The organism is Pseudoxanthomonas sp. 97-1-1 (genome assembly GCF_057773125.1).
In genome coordinates this window covers 403,674-426,282 of record NZ_JBYMTJ010000003.1, presented here as the reverse complement: position 1 = coordinate 426,282, position 22,609 = coordinate 403,674, and the positions used below count along the sequence as shown (strand labels likewise).

The following is a 22,609-nucleotide window of genomic DNA, read 5'->3' as shown; positions in this document are numbered from 1 at the left end:
GGGGGGGCGGGGGGGGGGTCTCCCCCCCCTTCTCCCTTCTGGTTGTGGGGTGGGGGGGCCCCCCCCCCCGACCGCGGTCCCATCACTCCAACCAGACTGCATCCCAAAAGGGGTAGTCACCAACGCGCGCAACCAGTCCCGCTCTCATAGGGTTGGCTATGATGTAGCGAGCAGCTACCCGTGTATCGTCGTCCCTTCGCAGCGCGCGGTCATGGAATCCGCCTGCCCAGACCCGCTTCCCGGCCAAGACGTTACGCGTTGCATGCGCTGACCGTCCCTTCGCCAAGCCCACTACCTGCGCGAGCGGCGCGGTGCCGGTCAACCGCACCAATCCATGCCAATGGTCTGGCATCAGCACCCAACAAAGCAGTTCTGCGTGCGGCGACCATGTGCTGCGACAGGCGAGCACCTCCGACATACTGCTGGCCACTTCCCATTGGGTGAAATGAGGATCGCGCCGGTAAGTCGTAGTGGTTACCAGATAGATGCGACCAGGCTCGGACCAACGACCTCGGCGCAACGCTTGGTGACCAGAGCCCGGATGTTGAAAAGCCATGGCGCAGGGTGATGCGCCATGGCTCCAGCAACTATCGGTGAAACCCTTTCAGCGAGCGGGCAGAATTCCGACGCGGTCGGGGCTAAAGCCCCTCCTACAGCGGCAGATGGACCGCTTCAGAGCGACTTCGCCGCCTCGACCACCGCCTCCGCGGTGATACCGAAGTGCTTGTACAGCGCATCGGCGGGGGCGGACGCGCCGAAGCCCGTCATGCCGATCACCGCACCATCCAGGCCCACGTACTTGCGCCAGAAGTCGCTGATGGCCGCTTCCACCGCCACGCGCTTGCGCACGGCCTTCGGCAGCACGGTCTCGCGGTAAGCCGCATCCTGGCGGTCGAACACATCGGTGGACGGCATCGACACCACGCGCGTCTTGAGTCCCTGCGCGTCCAGCGTCGCCTTGGCCTGCGTGGCCAGGCCGACTTCCGAACCGGTGGCGATCAGGATCACGTCCGGCGTGCCATCGGCATCGGCCAGCACGTAGCCGCCGCGCGCGATGTCGCCCACCTGCGCGTCGGTGCGCGGCTGGTGCGGCAGGTTCTGGCGCGAGAACACCAGGCAGCTCGGGCCGTCCTGGCGGACGATGGCCTGCTTCCACGCCACCGCCGATTCCACCGCGTCGCACGGGCGCCACACGTCGTTGTTCGGGATGTAGCGTAGCGAGGCCAGGTGCTCGACCGGCTGGTGGGTCGGGCCGTCCTCGCCCAGACCGATGGAGTCGTGGGTGTACACGTGGATGGCGTGTGCCGGGATCAGCGCGCTCATCCGGACGCCGTTACGGGCGTAGTCGCTGAACACCAGGAAGGTCGCGTCGAACGGCACGAAGCCGCCGTGCAGCGCCAGGCCGTTCGCAATCGCGGTCATGCCGAACTCGCGCACACCGTAGTACACGTAGTTCGCGTTCGGGTCGGTGGTGGACACCGACTTGCTGGCCTTCCACAGCGTGAGGTTGGAGTGTGCCAGGTCGGCTGAGCCGCCGACCAGTTCCGGCAGCAGCGGCGCGAAGGCCTCGATGGTGTTCTGCGACGCCTTGCGCGACGCGATCACCGGGCCTTCGGCCTGCACCTTGGCGATGTACGCGTCGGCCTGCGCGACGAAGTCGGCCGGCAGTTCGCCGGAGGCGCGACGCTTCAGTTCGGCGGCCTGCTCCGGATACTGCGCGGCGTAAGCGTCGAACAGCGCATTCCAGTCGGCTTCCCGCGCCTTGCCGGCATCGACCTTGTTCCAGCCGGCGTAGATGTCGGCAGGAATCTCGAACGGGCCGTACGGCCATTCCAGCGCGGCTCGGGTCGCGTCCAGCTCGTCCTTGCCCAGCGGCGCGCCATGGCTGGATTCCTTGCCGGCCTTGTTCGGCGAACCGAAGCCGATCGTCGTGCGGCAGCAGATCAGCGTGGGCTTGTCAGCAGCCTTCAGCGCCGTGTCGATGGCGGTCTTGATCTCGACCGGGTCATGGCCGTTGACGTTGCGCACCACCTGCCAGCCATAGGCCTCGAAGCGCGCCGGCGTGTCGTCGGTGAACCAGCCATCGGTGTTGCCGTCGATGGAGATCTTGTTGTCGTCCCAGAAGCACACCAGCTTGCCCAGGCCCCAGGTGCCCGCCAGCGAGGCAGCCTCGTGCGAGATGCCCTCCATCAGGCAGCCGTCGCCCATGAACACGAAGGTGCGGTGGTCGACGATGGCGTGGCCTTCGCGGTTGAAGCGCTGTGCCAGCAGCTTCTCGGCCAGCGCGAAGCCGACCGCGTTGGCGAAGCCCTGGCCAAGCGGACCGGTCGTCGTTTCCACGCCCGGTGTCTCGTGGCGCTCCGGGTGGCCGGCGGTCTTGCTGTGCAGCTGGCGGAAATTCTTCAGCTCCTGCAGCGGCAGGTCATAGCCGGCCAGGTGCAGCAGCGCGTACTGCAGCATCGAGCCATGGCCGTTGGAGAGGATGAAACGGTCGCGGTTGAACCAGTGCGGGTTCGACGGGCTGTGGCGGTAGTAGTCGTTCCACAGCACTTCGGCGATATCGGCCATGCCCATGGGCATGCCGGGATGGCCGGAATTGGCGGCCTGCACCGCGTCGGCGGCGAGGAAACGGATGGCGTTGGCGAGCTGGCGGCGGGTGGGCGTCGTCATGGGGATCGGGGCAGAGGGGCGGCGCCCGGCGGGCTGCGGGCTGCCCATTGTCCCACCCCCCGCCCGCCCTGTCGCGGTTGCGAGGGCCTGCGCGGGGTGTTAGCCCGGCTGGCCGGGCAGCTTCACGTCGACGCGTTCGCCCTTGGCCACCAGCGACGCGAGGGTCAGGTCGCCGGTGACGTTGAGCGTGGTCCGGCACATGTCGAGGAAGTGGTTCACGCCCAGGATCAGGCCGATGCCGATGGGGTTCACACCGACCATGGCGCAGATCAGCGCCACCACCGGCAGCGAGCCGGACGGGACGCCGGCCGTGCCGATGCCGCCCAGGATGCAGACCAGCATCACCATGAACTGCTGGCCAAGCGACAGGTCCACGCCGAAGAACTGGGCCAGGAAGATCACCGTCACGCCCTCGAACAGCGCGGTGCCGTTCTGGTTGGCGGTCGCGCCCACGGTCAGCACGAAGCGCGACACCGTGCGCGGCAGGCCCAGCTTCTCGTCCGCCACGCGCAGCGCAGTGGGCAGGGTGGCGTTGCTGGAGGCGGTGGAGAACGCCATCACCATCGCCTCCTGCGCGCCGCGGAAGAACGTCAGGGGCGAGTAGCCGGCCAGCTTCAACGCGACCGAGTAGCTGACCACCAGGTGCAGTGCGAGCGCCAGCACCACCACGCCGACATACGCCCCCAGGCGCACCAGCAGGTCGAAACCGAAGATCGCCGCCAGGTTGAACATGAAGCAGGCCACCGCATACGGCGCCAGGCGGATCACCAGACCGATCAGCGTCATCGAGATCTCGAATACGCCTTCGATGCCGCGCTTGAGGACGCCGGTGTTCTCCGACGGGGTCAGCACCAGGCCGACACCGAACATGACCGCGAAGAACATCAGCGACAGGATGGCGGCGTTGCTGGACGCCGCGCCAATGACGTTGTCCGGCACGATCGACAGCAGCATGTCCATGCCCGTGGGCTGGCTGCCGACGCTGGCAACGATCTCCTTCGTCCGCTCGGCGTTCTCGGCGATCAGCTGCTGCGCCAGCGCAGGATCGACCCCAACGCCCGGCTTCAGCACGTTCACCAGCACCAGCCCCAGCAGCACCGCCACCGCGGACAGCACGATGGTGTAGGCGAGCGTCTTCCAGCCGATCCGGCCCAGCGCACGGATGTCGCCCATCTCGGCGATCCCGCAGACCAGCGCCGAGAACAGCAGCGGCACGATCAGCATGAAGATCAGGTTGAGGAAGATCTTGCTGAAGGGCGTGGTGACGTACTTCGTGACGTCCTGCACCCAGCCCGCGTCGCCCTGGCCGGAGGCATGCACGATGAGACCGACGATCAGGCCGATGCCGAAGCCGATGGCCATCTTCCAGTGCAACGGGAGCTTGGCGCGGTTGGCGGGCGTGGCGTCGGTCATCGGCGGGTCCTGCAGCGACAAAGTCGGGAGCTTAGCAAACCCGGCATGGTGGCCCGTCCACGCATGGCGGCGCGCGTGGGTGCCACCTGAAGGGCATCGCTTACGGCAGAGGGATGACGAACATCGGCCTGGTTTCCCCTACCGTGGATACAACGGCGGCAGCGGTTCGTCCGCCACGCCGACGTTGCCTGCCTGCCACTGAGGCCCTCCACGGAAGGCTTCGCGCAGCGCAAGGCGGGCCTGTGCCGGATCGCCGCCGGCCCAGCGGGCACGGCGCAGCAGGTCCACTGCGGCACGCTGCGCCGGCATGGCGAGGCGACGCTGCAGGTCGTCCAGGTCGATGGCCGCAGGACGCGCCATGCCGCAGAGCACGGCTTCGATATCGTCGAGATCACCGGCATCGAGCACGCGTTTCAGGTCGGCCGCCGTGTGGGTGGCGGAGGATGTCATCGGACGGGACGGGTCCGTCACATGTCCGCGGTTGCGGGCCACGTTCGCGCCACCCGGCCGACGCGACAGCCCCCACACCAGCGTGGCCAGCCACAGCAACGCAAAACCGGCGGCCAGCCACGGCCAGAGGTGGGCTGGCAGGCGTCGATCGCCGGACAGCGCCATGACGCCGTCGTCCGTGGCGGCCGGCGCCATGGGCGCTGCGGCATCCCGTGCCGGCGGATGCGCCGCCTGCCCGCTCCCCTGCACGACCGGGATCGCCAGGTCCTGCAGCGTCGCGCGCTTCGCCGTGCCGGTACGCACGTCCCACCACGCTATCGCCACGCCGGGCACCGACAGCGAGCCCGGCTGCGAGGGCACGACGGAGTAGCGACGCGTCAGCTTCACCTGCGGCGTACCACCATTGAACGTCTCATCGTATTGCGGCGGCTCCGCGAACACCTGCGCGCCGGGTATCGAGGGCACGGGCAGTTCGGGCAGCTGTGCCTGCGTGGCGCCGATGACGGTGGTCTCGATGGCAAGCGTGGCCGCTTCACCCGTACGCAGTTGATCGGGCACTGCGGTGTAGCGCAGGCGCAGATCACGCACTGGCAGCCAGGGCTGAGGTGCGTTCGCCGGCTGCGCGCGAACCTGCAGCGTGCGCGGCGAGCCGGTGATGTGGACCTCGCGACTGTTGCCGCCGAGCAGGTCGTCCATCCAGCCGCCCGCACCCCGTCCGCTGAAACGCGGGCCGGGCAGTGTCAGCGGGCCGCTGCGCTCCGGCACCAGCAGGAAGCGACGCTCTGCGGTGCTGTAACGTCGCCCGTCGATCTCGCGGCTGGACTGCACGATGTCACCGACCCGCTGCAGCAACGCGCCCTCCGGCGGATCCAGGTCGAGCTGGCCGGAGACCAGCGGCGTGGCGTAGTAGAGCCGTACGGTGACGCCCACCGACTGCTGCACGTACGGGCTTGGATCGTCGATCTCGGTTTCCACGAACACGAGACCGTTCGATGCCGCGCTGGCGGTGGGGGTCGCGGTCACTTCGAGCATCAGCGGGGCGGTGCGTTCGCCGCCGACCTGCAACGCCGGGATCGCCAGCGTGCCCGCGCGCCGCGGACGCAGCGTCAGCGCGAACGTGGTGCTGCTGCGCACGCGCCCGTTCACAAGTCCGACGCTGCGGCTGTCGGACTGCCCTTCCACCTCGAAATCGCGCATCAGCGGGGTCAGGTCGGGCGTGGCGGACACCGCATCGGTTTCCACATTCAGCGTGACCGCCTGCCCGAGCGTGACGGTGGGTTGTTCCAGCCACGCGCGGGTGGCGGCCATCAACGAGAACGGCCATGCCACCAGCAGGCACAACAGGATCAATACCCGATGCTTCATCGCCCTTCCCTCTGCCGGCGTTCGTGTTCGAGCCGGAACTTTGCCTTGAGCAGCGAACCGGGTTCGTCCGGCACACGCTTCAGCCATGCATCGACCGCCTGGCGCCGTTCGCGCTGCTCTGCGGTTTCGACCGGAACGGCAGGCGTGTTCTCGGTTGCATCCCTCCCAGCTCCGGATTCGCGCGCCATCGCCGCACGCATGCGCTCACGCTGTGCCGCATCGGCAGCAGCCTGCGCGGCAGCATCCGGCGTGGATGATGGTGGCGCGCCGGTGCGCGATGGATCTGCGTCAGCAGACGGCTTGCCCGCATCGCGCGCTGTTGGGGAGGCGGAAGGCGTGTCCGCAGGCGATGGCGATGCGTTCCTGCCATCCGCGGGATCGGGCTTCGCGTCGTCCTGCTGCGCCTCCGACGGATTTTTTCCGTCGCCCTGCGGTCCTGGCTTGCCTTGGCCCTCCCCTGGCGACGGGGGGCGCCTGCGTGCCGCGTCCACGGCCGCACGGTTCGCCAGTGCGTCGGCCATGCCCGGCTGCGCGCGCAATGCACGGTCGTACGCCGCGATGGCGTCGTCGTAACGCTGCTGCTTCGCCAGCGCGTTGCCGAGGTTGTACCAGCCCTCGGCGGTATCGATACCGGTGAACGCCTGCTCGGCGGCAGCGAAGTCGCCCTGCCGGTACGCATCGGCGCCGTCGGCGATGCGCGCGTGTTCGGCCTGATCCGGGCGCTGCCACCACTCGATGCCAGCCGCATGCGCCGGTTGCGCGAGCGGGAGCCAGAGCGCCCCCATCAGCACCAGCGCGGCGCCACGGCGGAACCACAGCAATGCGAGCATCAGGATCGGAATCAGCAACCAGTAGCCTTCATCGCGCCATGCCTTGCCACCACCCGCGGCGGCACTGCCTTCACCCACCTGTTCCGGCGAGCGCAGACCGAGTGATGCAAGATCGGACTCGTCCGCGGTCAGTGTGTGGTAACGACCGCCTCCCGCAGCCGCCAGTGCGCGCAGCGATGCGGCATCCAGTGCGGCACGTCCGATCACGCTGTCGCCGCTGCGATACGCAGCGCCCGAGGCGGTGCCAACCCCCAGCGCAAAGACGGCAAAGCCCTGTGCACGGGCATCGGCGGCGGCACGGAGCGCGGCATCATCGGCCCGGTCGCTGAGCAGCAGGATGTCCCCCTTCCGGACGTCGGCCTGCGTCAGCAGACGCGCTGCCCAGGCGATGCCGCGATCGGCGCGCTGCCCGTCGACCGGCATGATGTCCGGCGCAAGATCATCGAGGAACAGGCGGATGTTGGCGGTGTCGTCGGTCAGTGGCGTCACCGTGAACGCGTCGTCCGCGTAGGCGACCAGTGCAAGGGGACTGCCTGCACGGACCTCCAGCACCCGGGCCAGTTTCGCCCGCGCCTGGAGCAGGCGCGACGGTGGAAGATCCGTGGCGGTGATGCGACTGGAGAGATCCAGCACCACCACCAGCGGGCGTTGCGCCTGCCACAGCGGTTGGTCGGCCTGGCGCCAGCTGGGGCCGGCCAGCGCGAGCACCGCGAGTACAAAGGCGATGGCGGCCGCAAGCACTCCTGTTCGCGCGCCGGCACCGCCCCGCACCAGCAGATGCGGCAGCAGATGGGCATCGACATGTCCCCGCCAGGCATTCCTGCGTTGCCGACGGATTCGCCACGCCCACGCCAGCGCGGGTAGCGCAAGCAGGGCCCATAACGCATGCGGCCGCAGGAAATGCAGGGCAGTCCAGTCGATGTTCACCTGCGCCTCCCTGGCAACACGAAGGCCAGCAGGGCCACTGCAAGCGCGCCGGCCAGCGGCCATGCATAGCGTTCGATGCGCGGACGCACGGCCTTGCCGGGCTGTTCCACCGGCTCAAGACGGTCCAGCTCGGCATAGATGCCGGCCAGCTCGCCCGTATCGCGCGCGCGATAGAAGCGGCCACCCGTGCTGCTCGCCACTTCGCGCAGGGTGGCTTCATCGATATCCTCCGGCGAACTGGCGGGCAGCGGCAGCGGGATGCCGAACACGCTCATCGCGCCGTCGCTGCCGAACGCGATAGTGTGGATGCGGACACCCTCTTCCTTCGCCAGCTCCGCCGCCTTCTGCGGTGTCAGGACGCCGGCGGAATTGACGCCGTCAGTGAGCAGGACCAGCACACGCTGGCCGTCCTGCTGTGCGCGCAGGCGACGCACGGCCAGGGCAATCGCATCGCCGATGGCGGTCTCGCGGCCAGCGAGCCCGGCCACGGCGTCACGCAACTGGTCGCGCACGGTCTGCAGGTCGCGAGTGAGCGGCGTCATGGCATACGCGCGCTGTCCGAACACGAGCAGCCCGACCCGATCGCCCTCGCGACGGTCGAGGAAGTCGGCAAGCACCGCCTTCGCAGCCGTCAGGCGGTCCACCACGGCGCCTCCCATCTCCATGTCCGGCTCGGTCATGCTGCCGGACAGGTCGACCGCCAGCATCAGGTCGCGTCCACTCACCGGCGGCGTGACGGCATCGCCAAACTGCTGCGGACGCGCCGCAGCGGCGCACAGCAGGAACCACACGAGCCAGGCCAGCGCGGCGGCCCGCCCCGGCATGCCTCGGCCGCCGCGCTGCGCGATGGCCTGCACCGAACGGCCGTAAGGCACCCTGAGCGCATCGTCCTGGGTTCGCCGCGCGGGCAGCAGCCAGCGCACTACCCAGGGCAAGGGAAACGCCAGCCAGAACCACGGCCATGCGAAGCCGGCGTAGCCGTCCTGCAGGAACTGCAGCATCGGCAGTGAACCGCTCAACGCGAACCCGCCATCAGTTCGAGGAAGCGCGCGCGCGCGACGGTGCGCGCTGCAGCCAACTCGGCCGCGTCCACGTCGCGGCGGTAACCGCCCTCCAGCAACAGGCGGCCGGGCCCCTGCGTGAACGCGTGGCCGTGTCCACCATCAAGGAAACGCAACCATGCCTCGCCTTCCAGCCGGTCCGCCGAAGCATCCAGGCGGCGCGCGGCACGCCGCAGCAGCTCCGACATCGCGGCCACCTGTCCGGCAGGCGATGTTTCCTCGTTCGTCGCATCGAACCAGCGTTGCCATGCCTGGCGACGTCGATGGCGATGCAGTCGCCATGCCATCGCGCCGACAATGAGCAGCAGGACGACAGCGATCAACAACCACCAGCCCGGCGCCAGCGGCCACCACGACGGCGACGCCGGGACATGCACATCACGCAACACCAGCGTCGCCATGCCCATGCTCAGGCCACCTGCGGCTGCGCGCGGCCCAGCGCGACGAGCCACGCGTCGCTGTCCGCATCGGTGGACAGCGTCCTTACTTCCACGCCGCGTGCAGGCAGACGATCGAGCGCGCGATCGAGGGGCTGCTCGAACTCGGCACGCCACGCGTCGCGTTGCGCGGTGCTGGCAAGATCGAGCTCCACGCGCTGGCTTCCGGTGACGAAGGGAAGGCGCTGCGTTGGCGGATCCGTCTCCAGCGGATCGGTCAGCAAGAGCACGACCACGTCATGATGCGCGGCCAGTGCCGGCCACCGCGTCTCCGGGATGGTGGCCAGGCTGTGGGGATCGGCCAGCACCAGCAGGCGCGAGCCCGGTCGCAGCAGGCGCGCCGCGTGGTCGAGCGCGAACGCCAACCCGAGATCCTCCGGCGGTGGCGCCGTATACCAGCGCACCAGCGCATCGAGGACACGCAACGCTCCACGCGTACCCGATGCGGGCGGAACAGGCGCTTCGGTCATGCTGCCCCGCACGATCGCCAGGCGATCGCCGTCGCGCACGGCCTGCCACGCCGCCACCGCGCCGGCACGCGCGGCCTGTACCGACTTGAAGCGCGTGCGCGTGCCGAAGTACAGCAGGGGCGACGTGTCGGCCACGATCAGCGTCAGGCGTTCGCGTTCGGCCTGGAACAGTTTGGTATGCGTGCGCCCGCTGCGCGCCGTCAGTCGCCAGTCGATGTGGCGGACATCGTCGCCCGCCACGTACTCGCGGGATTCCGCATATTCCATGCCGCGCCCGCGCAAGGGCGAGGCGGCGGGCCCGGTGATGGAATGCCGTCCGCGCCGCGCCGGAGGTCGTCGCTGCGCGCTGGCCCGCAACGCGATCAACTCGGCAAGGGTGGGTACGATGCCTTCGCTCATGGGCATGCCGTGCGGACGTTCGCGCAGGCGCTCAGGGCAGCGGGACCACGTCGAGCAACGCCTTCACCAGGCGATCGCCATCCCAGCCCTCGGCCGTCGCCTCGTAACTCGGCAACACCCGGTGGCGCAGCACATCCGGCGCGATGGCGCGGATGTCGTCGGGCGTCACGTAGTCGCGGCCCGCCAGCCAGGCGCGCGCACGTGCGCAGCGCTCCAGCGCGATGGAACCCCGCGGGCTCGCGCCCCAGGCAATCCGCCGCGCCAGCGTCGCGTCGTAGCGCGCGGCATCACGCGAGGCGAGGACCAGTTCGATCAGATAGCGTTCCAGTGCGGGTGCCAGGTGCAGGTCCAGCACCTGTGCCCTCGCACTGAAGACATCCTCCAGCGGCATGCGCTCGACCGCCGCCGGGACAGACTGCATCTGTTCCCGCGCGCGATCACGTGCCAGCCGCAGGATGTCGGCCTCCGCCGCCGCCTCGGGGTAACCGATCTTCACGTGCATGAGGAAACGGTCCAGCTGCGCCTCCGGCAACGGGAAAGTGCCTTCCTGCTCGATCGGATTCTGCGTGGCCATCACCAGGAACAGTGCCGGCAACGGGTAGGTATGCCGACCCACTGTCACCTGGCGTTCGCCCATGGCTTCCAGCAATGCCGACTGGACCTTGGCCGGCGCGCGATTGATTTCATCGGCCAGCAGCAAGGGGTGGAAAACCGGTCCGGGCTGGAATTCGAACCGGCCATCCTGCGGTCGCCAGACCTCGGTACCGGTGAGGTCGGCGGGCAGCAGGTCCGGCGTGAACTGCACGCGCGCGAAGTCCGCCTGCAGCCGCGACGCCAACGCGCGGATGGCCGTCGTCTTCGCAAGTCCCGGGGCGCCCTCGACAAGCAGGTGCCCATCGGCCAGCAACGCGATCAACAGCCGCTCGACCAGCGCGGATTGGCCGACGATGGTCCGGGAGAGGTTCTCGCGCAACGCGATGAAGCGATCGAACAGCGTACGGGTGTCCTGAGACGGATGATCCATGGGCGTTCCGGAAGGCATGGCGTGCCTGTGACCGCAGTTTGCCATGGCGGTTCCCGCAGGGAACAACGGATCGGAACCGAATTCAGCCGCAGGTGGGAAGAAACGAAACGGGCCGCAATCGCGGCCCGTTTCGATGATGCGATGAGCGCGACGCGTCAGCGCTTGGTAACCGACAATACCTTCGGCGTGATGAAGATCAGCAACTCCGCCTTTTCCTTGCTGCGTCCCTTCTTCTTGAACAGGTTGCCCAAGAACGGGATGTCGCCGAGGAACGGCACCTTCGCCACGCTGCTGCGGTCGGCGAACTCGTACACGCCACCGATCACGACGGTCTGGCCATCCTCGACCAGCACCGCCGTGTTGATTTCGCGCTTGTCGATCGTCGGAACGGTGCCATAGCCTTCGAGCGTGATCAGCTCCGCCACCTCATCCTTCTTGACGTTCAGGTTCAGGAAAACGCGATTGTCGTTGGTGATGGTCGGCATGACCTTCATTTCCAGCAACGCTTCCTTGAACTGCACGTTCGGCGTGGCGACGCCACCCTGGCCGGCGGTGATCGTGACGTAGCCGATTTCCTTGCCCTGCCGGATGACACCCTCGCGCTGGTTGGCCGTCACCAGGCGAGGATTGGAGATCACCTCACCGCGACCTTCTTCCTGCATCGCCGACAGCTCGATGTCCAGATCGAAGTTGCGACCCAGCAGCGTGTACGCGATCGCGCCAGCGGCCGACTGGGTGAAGCCGCCTGCAGGCAGGTTGACATTGAGGTCGCGCGGCAACTCGCGGTCGTCGCCGTTGCCGACATTGACATTGTCCGCGATGTTGCCGCCGATGATCTGTGTGCGATCACCGGAGCGGCGGCCATTGATGCCGAACCGCGCACCGAGATCGCGGGCGAAGGTGTCGCTTGCAATGACGATGCGGCCTTCGATCAACACCTGGTCAACGGGACGATCGATCATCGAGATCAGCTCGCGCATCTGCGCGACCTTCTTCGGGATGTCGCTGATCATCAGCATGTTGGTGCGCTCGTCGGCGACGAGGCGACCGCGCGGGGAGAGGAAACCGTTCTCCTGGTCCCGGCCACCGCTACCGCCACCTCCACCGCCACCGTTGTTCTGGTTGCCGATCCCCTTGGCTTCGGTCAATGCCTTGAAGATCGCGGCGGCGCTGTGATAGTTGATCTGGACGTAGTCGGTGACCATGTCCTCGCGGTTCTCGATCGCGATGCGCGCGTCTTCCTTGTCCTGCTCGAACTTGGCCAGTTCGGGCTGCGGAGCGACCCAGACCACGGCGCCATCACGGCGCTTGTCCAGGCCCTTGGCGCGCAACACGATGTCCAGCGCCTGGTCCCACGGCACGTTGACCAGGCGCAACGTGACGTTGCCCTGGACGGTGTCGGACGCGACGATGTTGAGATTCGACTCTTCGGCGATCAGCTGCAGCACCGTGCGCACGGGCACGTCCTGGAAGTTGAACGTCACCGGGCGGCCACTGTAGCGGCGTGCCTCGGAGGCCACTTTCTGCGCTGCCGCGACGACGGCCGAAGCACTGGTCCCGGAGGTGGCATTCGCACCGCCCACGGCCTTCTGTCCGGCGCGCGGCACGATCTCCACGACGTACTCGTTGCCCGACTGGTAGGCCAGCGATTCGAAATCACCGTGGGTGCTGAGCACCAGTTGCGTTCCTCCGCCCTTGCTCTGCGCTTCGACACGCTGCACGGGCGTGGCGAAATCGACCACGTTGAGCGGCTTCTGCAGTGAAGCGGGCAGTGTCGCGTTGCCGACATTCACCACAACGCTGTCGCCCTGGTTGCGCAGGTCCGGGGCAGCACCCTGGCCATCGAACTTGACGATCAGCCGACCCGAGCCATCTTCGCCGCGACGGAAGTCGATGTTCGACACCGAAACTGAGGACGCAGGCGTCGCGACGGTGGCGGGGGACGTGGCCGGTGGCGTTGGCGACGCGGCGCCCGCGGCATTGGCAGCCGCAAGCAGGCCGATGGCCAGCCCAAGAGAGCAGACCCGGAAAGTAGCCAGGCGCCGGGACGGCCGCGGGCGGTGGGCATTCGTAGCGGTCATCGTGTATCCCCCAATCATTGATCTTCAAGCGCAATCGACGCCGGCCGTTCCAGCCATCCGCCTGCGCCATCCGGCACTAGTTCGACAAGTTCCAAGCCATCTTCGCGGACCGAGGTGACCCGGCCATCGCTCTGCCCCAGGTAGTTCCCCGGACGTACCCGGTAGGTGACCTTGTCGGGTCCCATCACCAGTGCCACCAGACCTGCCCCCTTGCCGAGCGTGCCGACCATGTCGAGGCTGTCCAGCGGGTACTGCTCCAGTGTTTCCTTGCGCCGGTCAGGATCCGGCCGCAGCCCGCCGCCATCGGTATTGCTCCAGGCGTTGCTGAAAGGATCCCGCAGCGTCTGCGCCGCGTATTCGAAGGTTTCGAACTGCTGCATCACGGGCAGCGGTTCAAGCGGTGGTGCGGGACGGGCGCGCACGTCTTCCACCCAGGTCTGCAGATTCGGCGCATCCCCGGGCGTGCTGGTGATGCCGCGGGCGCAGCCGGACGTCAGCACGACCGCAGCCAGGATCATGAAGTGCCAGTTGCCGCGCATCATTGCTGCCCTCCCGCTGCGGGCGCCTTGCCCTTGCCGCTCGCCTTGGCAGCTTCAGCCGCCGCGGCCTCCTGCTCCGCAACCTCGGTTTCATCCAGGTAGCGATACGTCTTCACCGTGCCCGAGAGCTCCAGGGCGCCGCGATTGATGCCGCCCTTGCCTTCCTTCGGTTGCAGCGAGATGTCGTGCATGGTCAGGATCACCACCCGCGGCAGCGATGCAACGCCACTGACGAAGGCACCGAACTGATGGTAGTTGCCCACCATGCGCAGCTGGATCGGCTTCTCGGCGTAGAACTCCTTCAGCGTTTCGGGCTCCGGCTGGAACAGCTCGTTGGTCAGGCCGCTGGACAGCGCGGTCTGCGAGATGTCGATGATCAGGTCGGGCATTTCCGTCTTGCTGGGCAACTGGCGCAGCATCTGCTGGAGCACCTGCTCCATCTGGGCCAACTGCTGCTTCAGGGGTTCGAGGTTGGCGGCCTTGGCCTGCTCCTTCTCGAAGTCCTGGCGCAGGCGCACCTCTTCCTGCTCGAGCGAATCCAGCGTCTCCACTTTCCCCTTGACGAAGAGGAAGTAGGACAGGACAAGGATGAACAGGGAGAGCACCACGCAGAATCCGATCTTGGCGTTCTGCGGCCATGCACCGATGTTGTTGATGTCCAGGTTCTTGAGCGACGTCTTCTGGCTCATGTGTTGCTCCCGGAAGCCTGGGGCGAACTGACTGCGGGCGCGGCCGGTGTCGGGGTGGCGGGCGCAGGCGCGGCGGGTGTGGCGGGCGCGGGTGCCGACGGCTGCCCCTCCAGCGGCGCTGCCGGAGCAGGGGTCGTGGCCGGGGCGTTCGGGTCGGCAGGTGCAGCGCCGGCAGCGGCGCTTTCCGCTTCCTGTTCCGCCGTCGGATTCGCCAACCGCACCTGGAGCGTGAACACGTACGGCAGCGCGCTGCCTGCACCGGTATTGGTCAGCGTTTTGACCTCTTCCGGCTTGGCTTCGATGATCGACAGTTCAGGCTTGGTCATCCAGCCGGACGTTTCCAGGTTGCGCATGTAGGTACTGACACGCGCGTTGGATTGCGCGCGCCCCTGCAGCGTCAGCACTTCGCCTTCCTGCTTGATGTTGGCCAGCATCACGCCGTCCGGAATGGTCCGCACCAGCGAGTCGAACAGGTGCACCATCTGCGAACGGTTGGCCTGCAGTTTCTCGATGACGTCCTTGCGGGCCAGCAGGCGGCGCTTCTGCTCGTCGAGGCGCTCGATTTCCTTGTTCTGCGCCTGGACCTTGGCAATCTCATCCTTGAGGAAGTCATTGCGCTTGGTCTGGCCGGATACCTGGCCGTCGTAGTGGAACCACAGCAGGAAGGACAGCAGCAGGCCCGCGATCGCCGCTGCACCCAGCATCACGTAGAATTCGCGCTGCCGCTGGGCGCGGCGCTCGGCGCGCCACGGGAGTAGGTTGATTCTTGCCATCAGTCGAAGCTCCTCAAAGCCAGGCCGGTGGCGATCATCAGCGCGGGAGCGTCCTGGGCCAGCGCATGTGCCTGCACGCGCGGGCCGAGGGTCATCTGCGCCAGCGGGTTGGCGACCACGGTGGGTACGCCCAGTTGCTCTTCCACCATCTCCGGCAAGCCGGCCAGTGCGGCGCAACCGCCTGCCAGGACGATCTGGTCGACGCGGTTGAATTCACTGCCCGCGTAGAAGAACTGCAGCAGGCGGCTGATCTGCTGGACCGTCGCCTCCTTGAAAGGCTCCAGCACTTCGACTTCGTAGCTTTCGGGCAGGCCACCCTGGCGCTTCGCCAGGCCGGCTTCCTCGTAGGTCAGCCCATAGCGGCGCATGACTTCGTCGGTCAGCTGCTTGCCGCCGAACACCTGTTCGCGGCTGTAGAGGCTGCGGCCACGGCGCAGGACGTTCAGCGTGGTCATCGTGGCGCCGATGTCGACCAGCGCCACCACACCGTCCTGCGGCACGGGCAGGTCGTTGGCCATCAGGGCGAAGGCGTTCTCCACCGCGAAGGCTTCCACGTCCATGACCTTGGCGGTCAGGCCCCCGAGTTCCAGCGCGGACTGCCGCAGCTCCACGTTCTCCGAACGCGAGGCGGCCAACAGCACCTGCACCATCTCCGGGTTGTTGGGCATGGCGCCCAGCACCTCGAAGTCGATGTTCACTTCCTCGATGGGATACGGGATGTAGTTGACGGCCTCGAGCTCGACCTGGGCCTCCAGATCGTTCTCGTCCAGGTCGGCGGGCATCGGGATGATCTTGGTGATCACCGCGGATCCGGCCACTGCGGCAGCGGCGTGCTTGGCCTTGCTGCCGGCGCGGTTCACTGCGCGACGGATGGCTTCGCCGACGGCTTCCACCTCGACGATGTTCTTCTCGACCACGGCATTGGGCGGCAGCGGCTCGACGGCGTAGTGCTCAACCCGGTAACGGTTGCCCACACGCGAGAGCTGCAGCAGCTTTACCGCAGTCGAACTGATATCGACGCCGATCAGCGACGACTGGCTTTTTGGGATTAGCCCCACGGTCTTTCCCCTTCCGACGGGCACTGGGCGCACGACACGCGCCGACATTAATAACCAAGTTTTTACTCTTGGCAACCGACGTTGACGTGGCTGTGCGGCTTGTCACGTTTCACGAGGGTTGTTCCCCAAGTCCCTGTTCCCCTTGGGATCACCCGTGGTGATCCCGGCGGTCATCTATACTCTGCCGCTACGAATTCTGCAATCGGAAAGCACTGGATGTCCCGTTTCCGTCGTCTTCTCCGTTGGACCCTCATCACGTTCCTGATACTTGCCCTCGCCGGCCTGGTCGGTCTGGGGGTGCTGTACTACACGGTTTCGTCCAAGGTCCCGGACGTCCAGTCCCTGCGGAACGTGGAACTGCAGGAACCCCTCTACATCTACGCCAGCGACGGCCGGCTGATGGGGCTGTACGGCGAGATCCGGCGCTATCCCGTCCAGATCGACAAGGTCCCGGCCCGGGTCAAGCAGGCCTTCGTCGCGGCCGAGGACAGCAAGTTCTACGAGCACAACGGCATCGACCCCACGGGTATCGCCCGTGCCGTCTGGCAGATCGTCAGCCGCAAGGAAGGCCGCGTGGCCGGCGGCAGCACCATCACCCAGCAGGTGGCCCGGCAGTGGTTCCTCAGCTCCGAGTACAGCTACACCCGCAAGCTGGTGGAGATGATGCTCGCCATCCGCATCGAGAAGATGCTGACCAAGGACGAGATCCTTGAGCTGTACCTCAACAAGAGCTTCTTCGGGAACCGCTCCTATGGCGTGGCCGCCGCCGCCGAGTACTACTACGGCAAGACGCTCGACCAGCTGACCCTGGCCGAGACCGCCACCCTCGTCAGCGCATTGAAGTTCCCGTCCAGCGGCAATCCGATCAGCAATCCCGGCCGCAACCAGCAGCGCAGCGCCTATGTCGTGGAACGCATGCGCGAGGATGGTTACGTCACTGCCGCCGATGCCGCGCAGGCCAAGGCCGAGCCCATGCACGCCAAGCCGCATGAGCGGCCGATCGAGGTGTATGCGCCCTACGTGACCGAGATGGTGCGCCAGGAGATGATCGCGCGCTTCGGGCCCGAGGCGCTGACCAAGGGCTACCACGTGACCACCACGCTGGATGCCACGCTGCAGGCTGCTGCCAATGACGCGGTACGGGACGGGCTGGGCCTGTACGACCACCGCCATGGATGGAACGGCGTTGAACAGCATTTCGACGTGGGCGCCGACGCGGATGCGACCGCGCTGGCCGCGCACCTGCGGGGCGTGCCGGCGCAGAACGGCATGATCCCGGTGGTGGTGGCGCGTACTGCCGCTGACGGCAGCGCGACGGTGGTGATGGCGGATGGCAAGGAACTCGTCCTGCCTGCCGCCGCCAGCAAGTGGACCGGTCGCACGCCCGCCAAGCTGTTCAAGCGCGGCGACATGGCCCGCATCAAGGCCGGCAAGGAAGAAAGCACCTATGTGGTCGACCAGATCCCGCGCGCGCAGGCCGCGCTGGTATCGCTGGACGCGAACAACGGCGCCCTGCGCGCGCTGGTGGGCGGCTACAGCTTCGCCGGCAACAAGTTCAACCGTGCCACCCAGGCGCGGCGCCAGCCGGGCTCCAGCTTCAAGCCGTTCGTGTATGCGGCAGCGTTCGAGAAGGGCTTCAATCCCGCGTCCATCGTGCTGGACGCACCGGTCGTGTTCCGCGACCGCCGCGGCCACATGTGGCGCCCGCAGAACGACGGCGGCGGCTTCCGCGGCCCGATGCGGCTGCGCGAAGCGCTCGTGCAGTCGCGAAACCTGGTGTCGGTGCGCCTGCTGGACGGCATGGGCGTGCCGTTCGCGCGCACCTACATCAGCCAGTTCGGCTTCGAGGAAGCCGAACTGCCGCCGAACCTGTCGATGTCGCTGGGCACGGCCTCGCTGACCCCGCTCTCCGTGGCACGGGGTTATGCGGTGTTCGCCAATGGCGGTTCGCGGGTGACGCCGTGGTTCATCGACGAAGTGAAGGACCGCGAGGGCAACGTGGTGTTCAAGGAGAATCCGGCCGTCGCCTGTCGCGGGTGCGGCCAGGGCCAGCATGGCGGCAGTACGCCGTCCAGCCAGGTGGTGGACGGCTTCAACTTCGGTCCTGCCGATGCCGCCAAGCCCGCCGCGGCCGCCGCTACGCAGAAGCCTACGGAAGAAGTGAAGCCGGCCGACCCGAATGCCGTCACGGCGCCGCGCGCCATCGACGAGCGCACCGCGTACCAGCTGGTGTCGATGATGCGCGACGTGGTCCAGCGCGGCACCGGCACCGCAGCCAAGGTGCTGGGGCGCGAAGACGTGGGCGGCAAGACCGGCTCCACCAACGACCACCGGGACGCATGGTTCGGCGGCTTCGGCGGCACGTACGCCACCGTGGTGTGGGTGGGCCGCGACAACTTCCAGTCGCTCGGCTATCGCGAATACGGCGGCAAGGCCGCGCTGCCGATCTGGATCGACTACATGCGCGTGGCGCTGAAGGACAAGCCGGTCGCGCTCAACGATCCGCCCGACGGCATGGTGCAGGCCACGCTGAACGGCGTGACCGAATGGGTGAAGGTCGAAGACATGGATCGCATCCAGGACTACGACCTGTACGGCCCCGAAGATGCCGTACCGGACGAGGAAGCGTTCGACATCTTCTGACGGTCCGCCTGGCCGCTGAAGACCGCACGACGGCGCTTCGGCGCCGTCATGGACACGTCGGGCGCATGGTGTACATTCGCGGTCAGTTTCGACGCGGAGGCTCACCATGCACCACGCCCGTCAACACGCCGAAACCCGCACGCGCGAGCGCCGCCAGCGCCTTGCCCACGAGGCTGCCCGGCTGATGGCCGAGGGCGGCATCCGCGACTTCCACCAGGCCAAGCTCAAGGCGGCCAACCGGCTCGGCATCCACGACGATGCGTCGTTGCCCCGCAACCGCGAGATCGAGGACGCGCTGCGCGAGTACCAGCGCCTGTTCGTCGGCGAGGCGCATGCGGCGGGCCTGAGGCAGCGGCGCGAAGCCGCGCTGCGCGCGATGGAGTTCCTGTCGGGATTCTCGCCACGCCTGGTGGGCCCGGTGCTGGAAGGCACGGCCGATGCGAACACGCCCGTCCACATGCATGTCCACAGCGACGACCCGGATGCGGTCACCCGCTTCCTCGAAGAGCATCGCATCCCGGCCGAACCGCGCGAACGCCGCTTGCGCCTCGACCGCGAGCGCGTGGCGGACCTGCCCGTGTGGGTATTCAGCGCAGAGGAACTGGGCTTCGACCTCACCGTGCTGCCGCACGACGCGCTGCGCCAGGCGCCCTTGTCCTCGGTGGACGAAAGGCCGATGAAGCGGGCCTCCGCCACGCAGTTGCGGCAGTTGCTGGCGGAGGAGGAGATCGCCCGCTACGAATCCGGCGCGCCGCAGCGCTGAGAGCGCGGCAAAGCGCAACGCCGTGCAAGACGCCGCCGCCCGGTCGGCGTCCACTTCCCGCTTCGCACGCCCGCACCATGCAGCGGCGGCATCGTCGGGAGAGGGGGGCATGCGCTACCGCGTCTTCGGCAACACCGGCCTGCGCGTTTCAACACTCGCGCTGGGCACCGGCAACTTCGGCAAAGGATGGGGTTACGGCAGCGACCGTGAGGACGCGGCGCAGATCTACGCCCGCTATCGCGATGCCGGGGGCAACTTCATCGATACCGCGGACCAGTACCAGTTCGGCCAGTCCGAGGAGATGGTTGGCGAGTTCATTGCCGGCGACCGTGATGCGCTCGTGCTGGCCACCAAGTTCTCGCTGGGTGCGCGCGCCGACGCCGGACTGCAGGAGACCGGCAACAGCCGCAAGACGATGATCCAGTCGGTCGAGGGCAGCCTGCGCCGCCTGAAGACCGACCGTATCGACCTGCTGTGGGTCCACATGCCGGATGGCCACACGCCCGTCGAGGAAATCGCGCGCGGACTGGATGCGCTGGTGCGTGCCGGCAAGATCGTCTACGCGGGACTCTCCGACTTCCCCGCCTGGCGGGTGGCGACCGCCGCCACCCTGGCCGAGTTGCGCGGCTGGGCGCCCATCTCCGCCGTGCAGCTGGAATACAGCCTGGTCGAACGGACCGTGGAGCGCGAACTGCTCCCGATGGCCCGCGCTTTCGGCCTGGGCACCGTGGGCTGGTCGCCGCTTGGTGGCGGGTTGCTGACAGGCAAGTACCGCAAGGGTGAAACCGGACGCGCGCAGGGCCTGGGCGTGGTGATCCACGGCGAGAGCGACGCCCGCAAGACGGCGACGGTCGATGCGGTGCTTGCCGTCGCTGAGGAAACCGGCCTTCCGCCCGGCCAGATCGCCATCGCATGGGTGCTGGGGCGTGGCGTGTTGCCCATCATCGGTCCCCGCACGCCGGAACAGCTGGCGGACAACCTGGCCGCAACCGCGGTCACCTTGAGCGCACCGCAGCGCGCGCGCCTGGAGGAAGCCAGCGCCATCCCGCCAGGCTTTCCGCACGACATCGTCGCCGCGACCGCCCCGCGCCTGCGCGGCGGCAAGGAGGCGCTGCTGGACCTGCCGGACGTGCCAGTGCGCTGACCCCAGTGCCGCGCCTTACGCACAAAGAAAAAGGCCCCTCGCGGGGCCTTTCTCGTGGCACGGCAGGAGCACTCAGCGCTTGTCGGCCGACACGTAGTCGCGCGGTGCGTAGCCGGTGTAGATCTGGCGCGGACGGCCGATCTTGGCTTCCGGATCGACCTGCTGTTCCAGCCAGTGCGACACCCAACCGGCGGTGCGGCCGATGGCGAACATGACGGTGAACATCTCGGTCGGGATCTTCAGCGCCTTGTAGATGATGCCGCTGTAGAAATCGACATTGGGGTACAGCTTGCGCTGGATGAAGTACTCGTCCTTCAGCGCCGCTTCTTCCAGCCTCATCGCCACTTCCAGCAGCGGATCGTCGACGCCCAGCTCGCCGAGCACCTTGTGGGTCATCTCGCGGATGATCTTGGCGCGCGGATCGAAGTTCTTGTAGACGCGGTGGCCGAAGCCCATCAGGCGGAAACCCGATTCCTTGTCCTTGGCCTTGGCGACGGCGGAAGCGACGTTCTTCGCATCGCCGATTTCCTCCAGCATCTTCAACACGGCCTCGTTGGCGCCGCCATGCGCGGGGCCCCACAAGGCGGTGATGCCGGCGGCAACCGAGGCGTACGGATTCGCACCGGTCGAACCCACCAGGCGTACCGTCGAGGTCGATGCATTCTGCTCGTGATCGGCGTGCAGGATGAACAGCAGGTCCAGCGCCTTGGCGACCACGGGATTGAGTTCCAGCGGCTCGCTCGGCACTTCGAACATCATGTGCAGGAAGCGGTCGACGTACTCGAGGTTGTTGCGCGGATAACGGATCGGCCAGCCGATCGAGTAGCGGTAGGCAGCGGCGGCCAGGGTCGGCATCTTCGCCAGCAGCCGGATGGCGGCCAGGCGGCGCTGCTCGGGATCTTCCAGGTCCAGCGTGTCGTGGTAGAACGCCGACAGCGAGGCGACCGTGCCGGCCAGCATGGCCATCGGGTGCGCGTCGTAGTGGAAGCCGTGCAGGAAGTTCTTCAGCGACTCATGCATCATCGTGTGATGCGTGACTTCGTGCTCGAAGCCGGCGAACTCTTCCTTGGTCGGCAGTTCGCCGTTCATCAGCAGGTACGACACTTCCAGGAAGCTGGAATGCTGCGCCAGTTGCTCGATGGGGTAGCCGCGGTACAGCAGCACGCCGTTGTCGCCATCGATGTAGGTGATGGCCGACTTGCAACTGGCGGTAGCGGTGAAACCGGAGTCGTAGGTGAAAAGACCCGTTTCCTTGGTCAGCTTGGAAATGTCGACGCAGTCGTTGCCAAGCGTGGGTTTCAGGACTGGCAGGACGACGGATTTGTCGCCGGCATTCAGCGTGACCTGGTCAAGTTCGGACACAGTGTGCGCTCCTTCGTGGGGTAACGCCGGCCGGAGGCCGGGCGGCGCGGGACGGGAGTCCAGGGAGTGAACCTTGGATGACCCGAATTATCGCACAGCGGGTTTGGAGCCGTCGCTCGATACAGCACCAAAGTCAGACCAAAGAATGAGGCCGCTGGCGCAACCGTGCGTTCCGGCGCCGCGCATCATCGGGGACGCGCAAACGCGAACGGCCGCGCACTAGGCGCGGCCGCAGGCGGATCAGGCGAACGACGGTTCGATCAGCGCGCGTAGCGCTTCTGGAACTTGTCGATGCGGCCGCTGGTGTCGATGACCTTGTGCTTGCCCGTGTAGAACGGGTGCGAAGCCGAGGAGATTTCGACCTTGATCAGCGGATAGTCGTTGCCGTCTTCCCACTTCGTCGTTTCCTTGCTGCCCAGCGTGGAGCGGGTCAGGAACTTGAAATCGGAGGTCACGTCGTGGAAGACGACTTCGCGGTAATTGGGATGGATGTCGGCCTTCATGGCGGGCA

At 67.3% G+C, this 22,609-nt stretch carries 19 protein-coding genes; 3 read left to right on the top strand and 16 right to left on the bottom strand.

What is annotated here, in order from left to right; translation table 11 throughout:
- Positions 1-82: 82 nt before the first annotated feature.
- The 14 genes from AC3DET_RS13835 to AC3DET_RS13770 form a co-directional block, all read right to left on the bottom strand.
- Entirely contained in the window at positions 83-556 is a 474-nt protein-coding gene (locus AC3DET_RS13835) for an REP-associated tyrosine transposase (RefSeq protein WP_488391995.1), read from the bottom strand.
- Positions 557-672: 116 nt separating this feature from the next.
- Positions 673-2,670, bottom strand: coding sequence for a transketolase (gene tkt, locus AC3DET_RS13830; RefSeq protein ID WP_488391994.1), 1,998 nt, complete (start codon positions 2,668-2,670; stop codon positions 673-675).
- A 99-nt stretch (positions 2,671-2,769) separates the two neighbouring features.
- Entirely contained in the window at positions 2,770-4,083 is a 1,314-nt protein-coding gene (locus AC3DET_RS13825) for a dicarboxylate/amino acid:cation symporter (RefSeq protein WP_192202101.1), read from the bottom strand.
- Positions 4,084-4,221: 138 nt separating this feature from the next.
- A complete protein-coding gene (locus AC3DET_RS13820; RefSeq protein ID WP_488391993.1) occupies positions 4,222-5,898 on the bottom strand; it encodes a BatD family protein in 1,677 nt (558 codons plus the stop codon).
- Complete coding sequence (locus tag AC3DET_RS13815) at positions 5,895-7,655, bottom strand: tetratricopeptide repeat protein (protein WP_488391992.1); 1,761 nt, start codon at positions 7,653-7,655, stop codon at positions 5,895-5,897. Before AC3DET_RS13815 ends, AC3DET_RS13820 begins: the two co-directional genes overlap by 4 nt.
- The gene (locus AC3DET_RS13810; RefSeq protein WP_488392157.1) at positions 7,652-8,656 is read right to left on the bottom strand and encodes a vWA domain-containing protein; all 1,005 of its coding nucleotides are present in this window, start codon (positions 8,654-8,656) and stop codon (positions 7,652-7,654) included. Before AC3DET_RS13810 ends, AC3DET_RS13815 begins: the two co-directional genes overlap by 4 nt.
- A gap of 14 nt (positions 8,657-8,670) precedes the next feature.
- Complete coding sequence (locus AC3DET_RS13805; protein ID WP_488391991.1) at positions 8,671-9,123, bottom strand: DUF4381 domain-containing protein; 453 nt, start codon at positions 9,121-9,123, stop codon at positions 8,671-8,673.
- A gap of 2 nt (positions 9,124-9,125) precedes the next feature.
- Positions 9,126-10,022 (bottom strand): DUF58 domain-containing protein, encoded by an 897-nt coding sequence (locus tag AC3DET_RS13800; RefSeq protein WP_488391990.1) that lies wholly within the window; start codon positions 10,020-10,022, stop codon positions 9,126-9,128.
- Between the two features lie 31 nt (positions 10,023-10,053).
- Positions 10,054-11,064, bottom strand: a complete 1,011-nt coding sequence (locus tag AC3DET_RS13795; RefSeq protein ID WP_488391989.1) for an AAA family ATPase — start codon at positions 11,062-11,064, stop codon at positions 10,054-10,056.
- A 137-nt stretch (positions 11,065-11,201) separates the two neighbouring features.
- Entirely contained in the window at positions 11,202-13,127 is a 1,926-nt protein-coding gene (locus AC3DET_RS13790) for a type IV pilus secretin PilQ (RefSeq protein ID WP_488391988.1), read from the bottom strand.
- Positions 13,128-13,141: 14 nt separating this feature from the next.
- Positions 13,142-13,669, bottom strand: a complete 528-nt coding sequence (locus tag AC3DET_RS13785; protein ID WP_446538203.1) for a pilus assembly protein PilP — start codon at positions 13,667-13,669, stop codon at positions 13,142-13,144.
- Positions 13,666-14,355, bottom strand: coding sequence for a type IV pilus inner membrane component PilO (locus tag AC3DET_RS13780; protein ID WP_337731583.1), 690 nt, complete (start codon positions 14,353-14,355; stop codon positions 13,666-13,668). Before AC3DET_RS13780 ends, AC3DET_RS13785 begins: the two co-directional genes overlap by 4 nt.
- Positions 14,352-15,128 carry a PilN domain-containing protein gene (locus tag AC3DET_RS13775; RefSeq protein WP_488391987.1) on the bottom strand — a complete coding sequence of 259 codons (777 nt, stop codon included), beginning with the start codon at positions 15,126-15,128 and terminating at the stop codon, positions 14,352-14,354. The genes AC3DET_RS13780 and AC3DET_RS13775 overlap by 4 nt, the downstream gene beginning before the upstream one ends.
- On the bottom strand, positions 15,128-16,186 hold the full coding sequence (locus AC3DET_RS13770; protein ID WP_337731585.1) for a pilus assembly protein PilM: 1,059 nt from the start codon (positions 16,184-16,186) through the stop codon (positions 15,128-15,130). The genes AC3DET_RS13775 and AC3DET_RS13770 overlap by 1 nt, the downstream gene beginning before the upstream one ends.
- A 216-nt stretch (positions 16,187-16,402) precedes the next feature.
- Here AC3DET_RS13770 and AC3DET_RS13765 point away from each other — a divergent pair, with 216 nt between their 5' ends.
- The 3 genes from AC3DET_RS13765 (at position 16,403) to AC3DET_RS13755 (ending at position 20,736) form a co-directional block, all read left to right on the top strand.
- Positions 16,403-18,829, top strand: coding sequence for a penicillin-binding protein 1A (locus tag AC3DET_RS13765; RefSeq protein ID WP_488391986.1), 2,427 nt, complete (start codon positions 16,403-16,405; stop codon positions 18,827-18,829).
- A gap of 106 nt (positions 18,830-18,935) precedes the next feature.
- Positions 18,936-19,592, top strand: a complete 657-nt coding sequence (locus AC3DET_RS13760; RefSeq protein ID WP_446538207.1) for a hypothetical protein — start codon at positions 18,936-18,938, stop codon at positions 19,590-19,592.
- A 109-nt stretch (positions 19,593-19,701) separates the two neighbouring features.
- A complete protein-coding gene (locus AC3DET_RS13755; RefSeq protein WP_337731588.1) occupies positions 19,702-20,736 on the top strand; it encodes an aldo/keto reductase in 1,035 nt (344 codons plus the stop codon).
- Between the two features lie 72 nt (positions 20,737-20,808).
- On the opposite strand, the gene AC3DET_RS13750 is transcribed toward AC3DET_RS13755, so the two are convergent.
- Both AC3DET_RS13750 and AC3DET_RS13745 read right to left on the bottom strand, forming a co-directional pair.
- Entirely contained in the window at positions 20,809-22,098 is a 1,290-nt protein-coding gene (locus AC3DET_RS13750) for a citrate synthase (protein ID WP_446538209.1), read from the bottom strand.
- Positions 22,099-22,358: 260 nt separating this feature from the next.
- Positions 22,359-22,601: a type B 50S ribosomal protein L31 gene (locus tag AC3DET_RS13745; protein ID WP_055940095.1), complete on the bottom strand. Its 243-nt coding sequence runs from the start codon at positions 22,599-22,601 to the stop codon at positions 22,359-22,361.
- Positions 22,602-22,609: the final 8 nt, after the last annotated feature.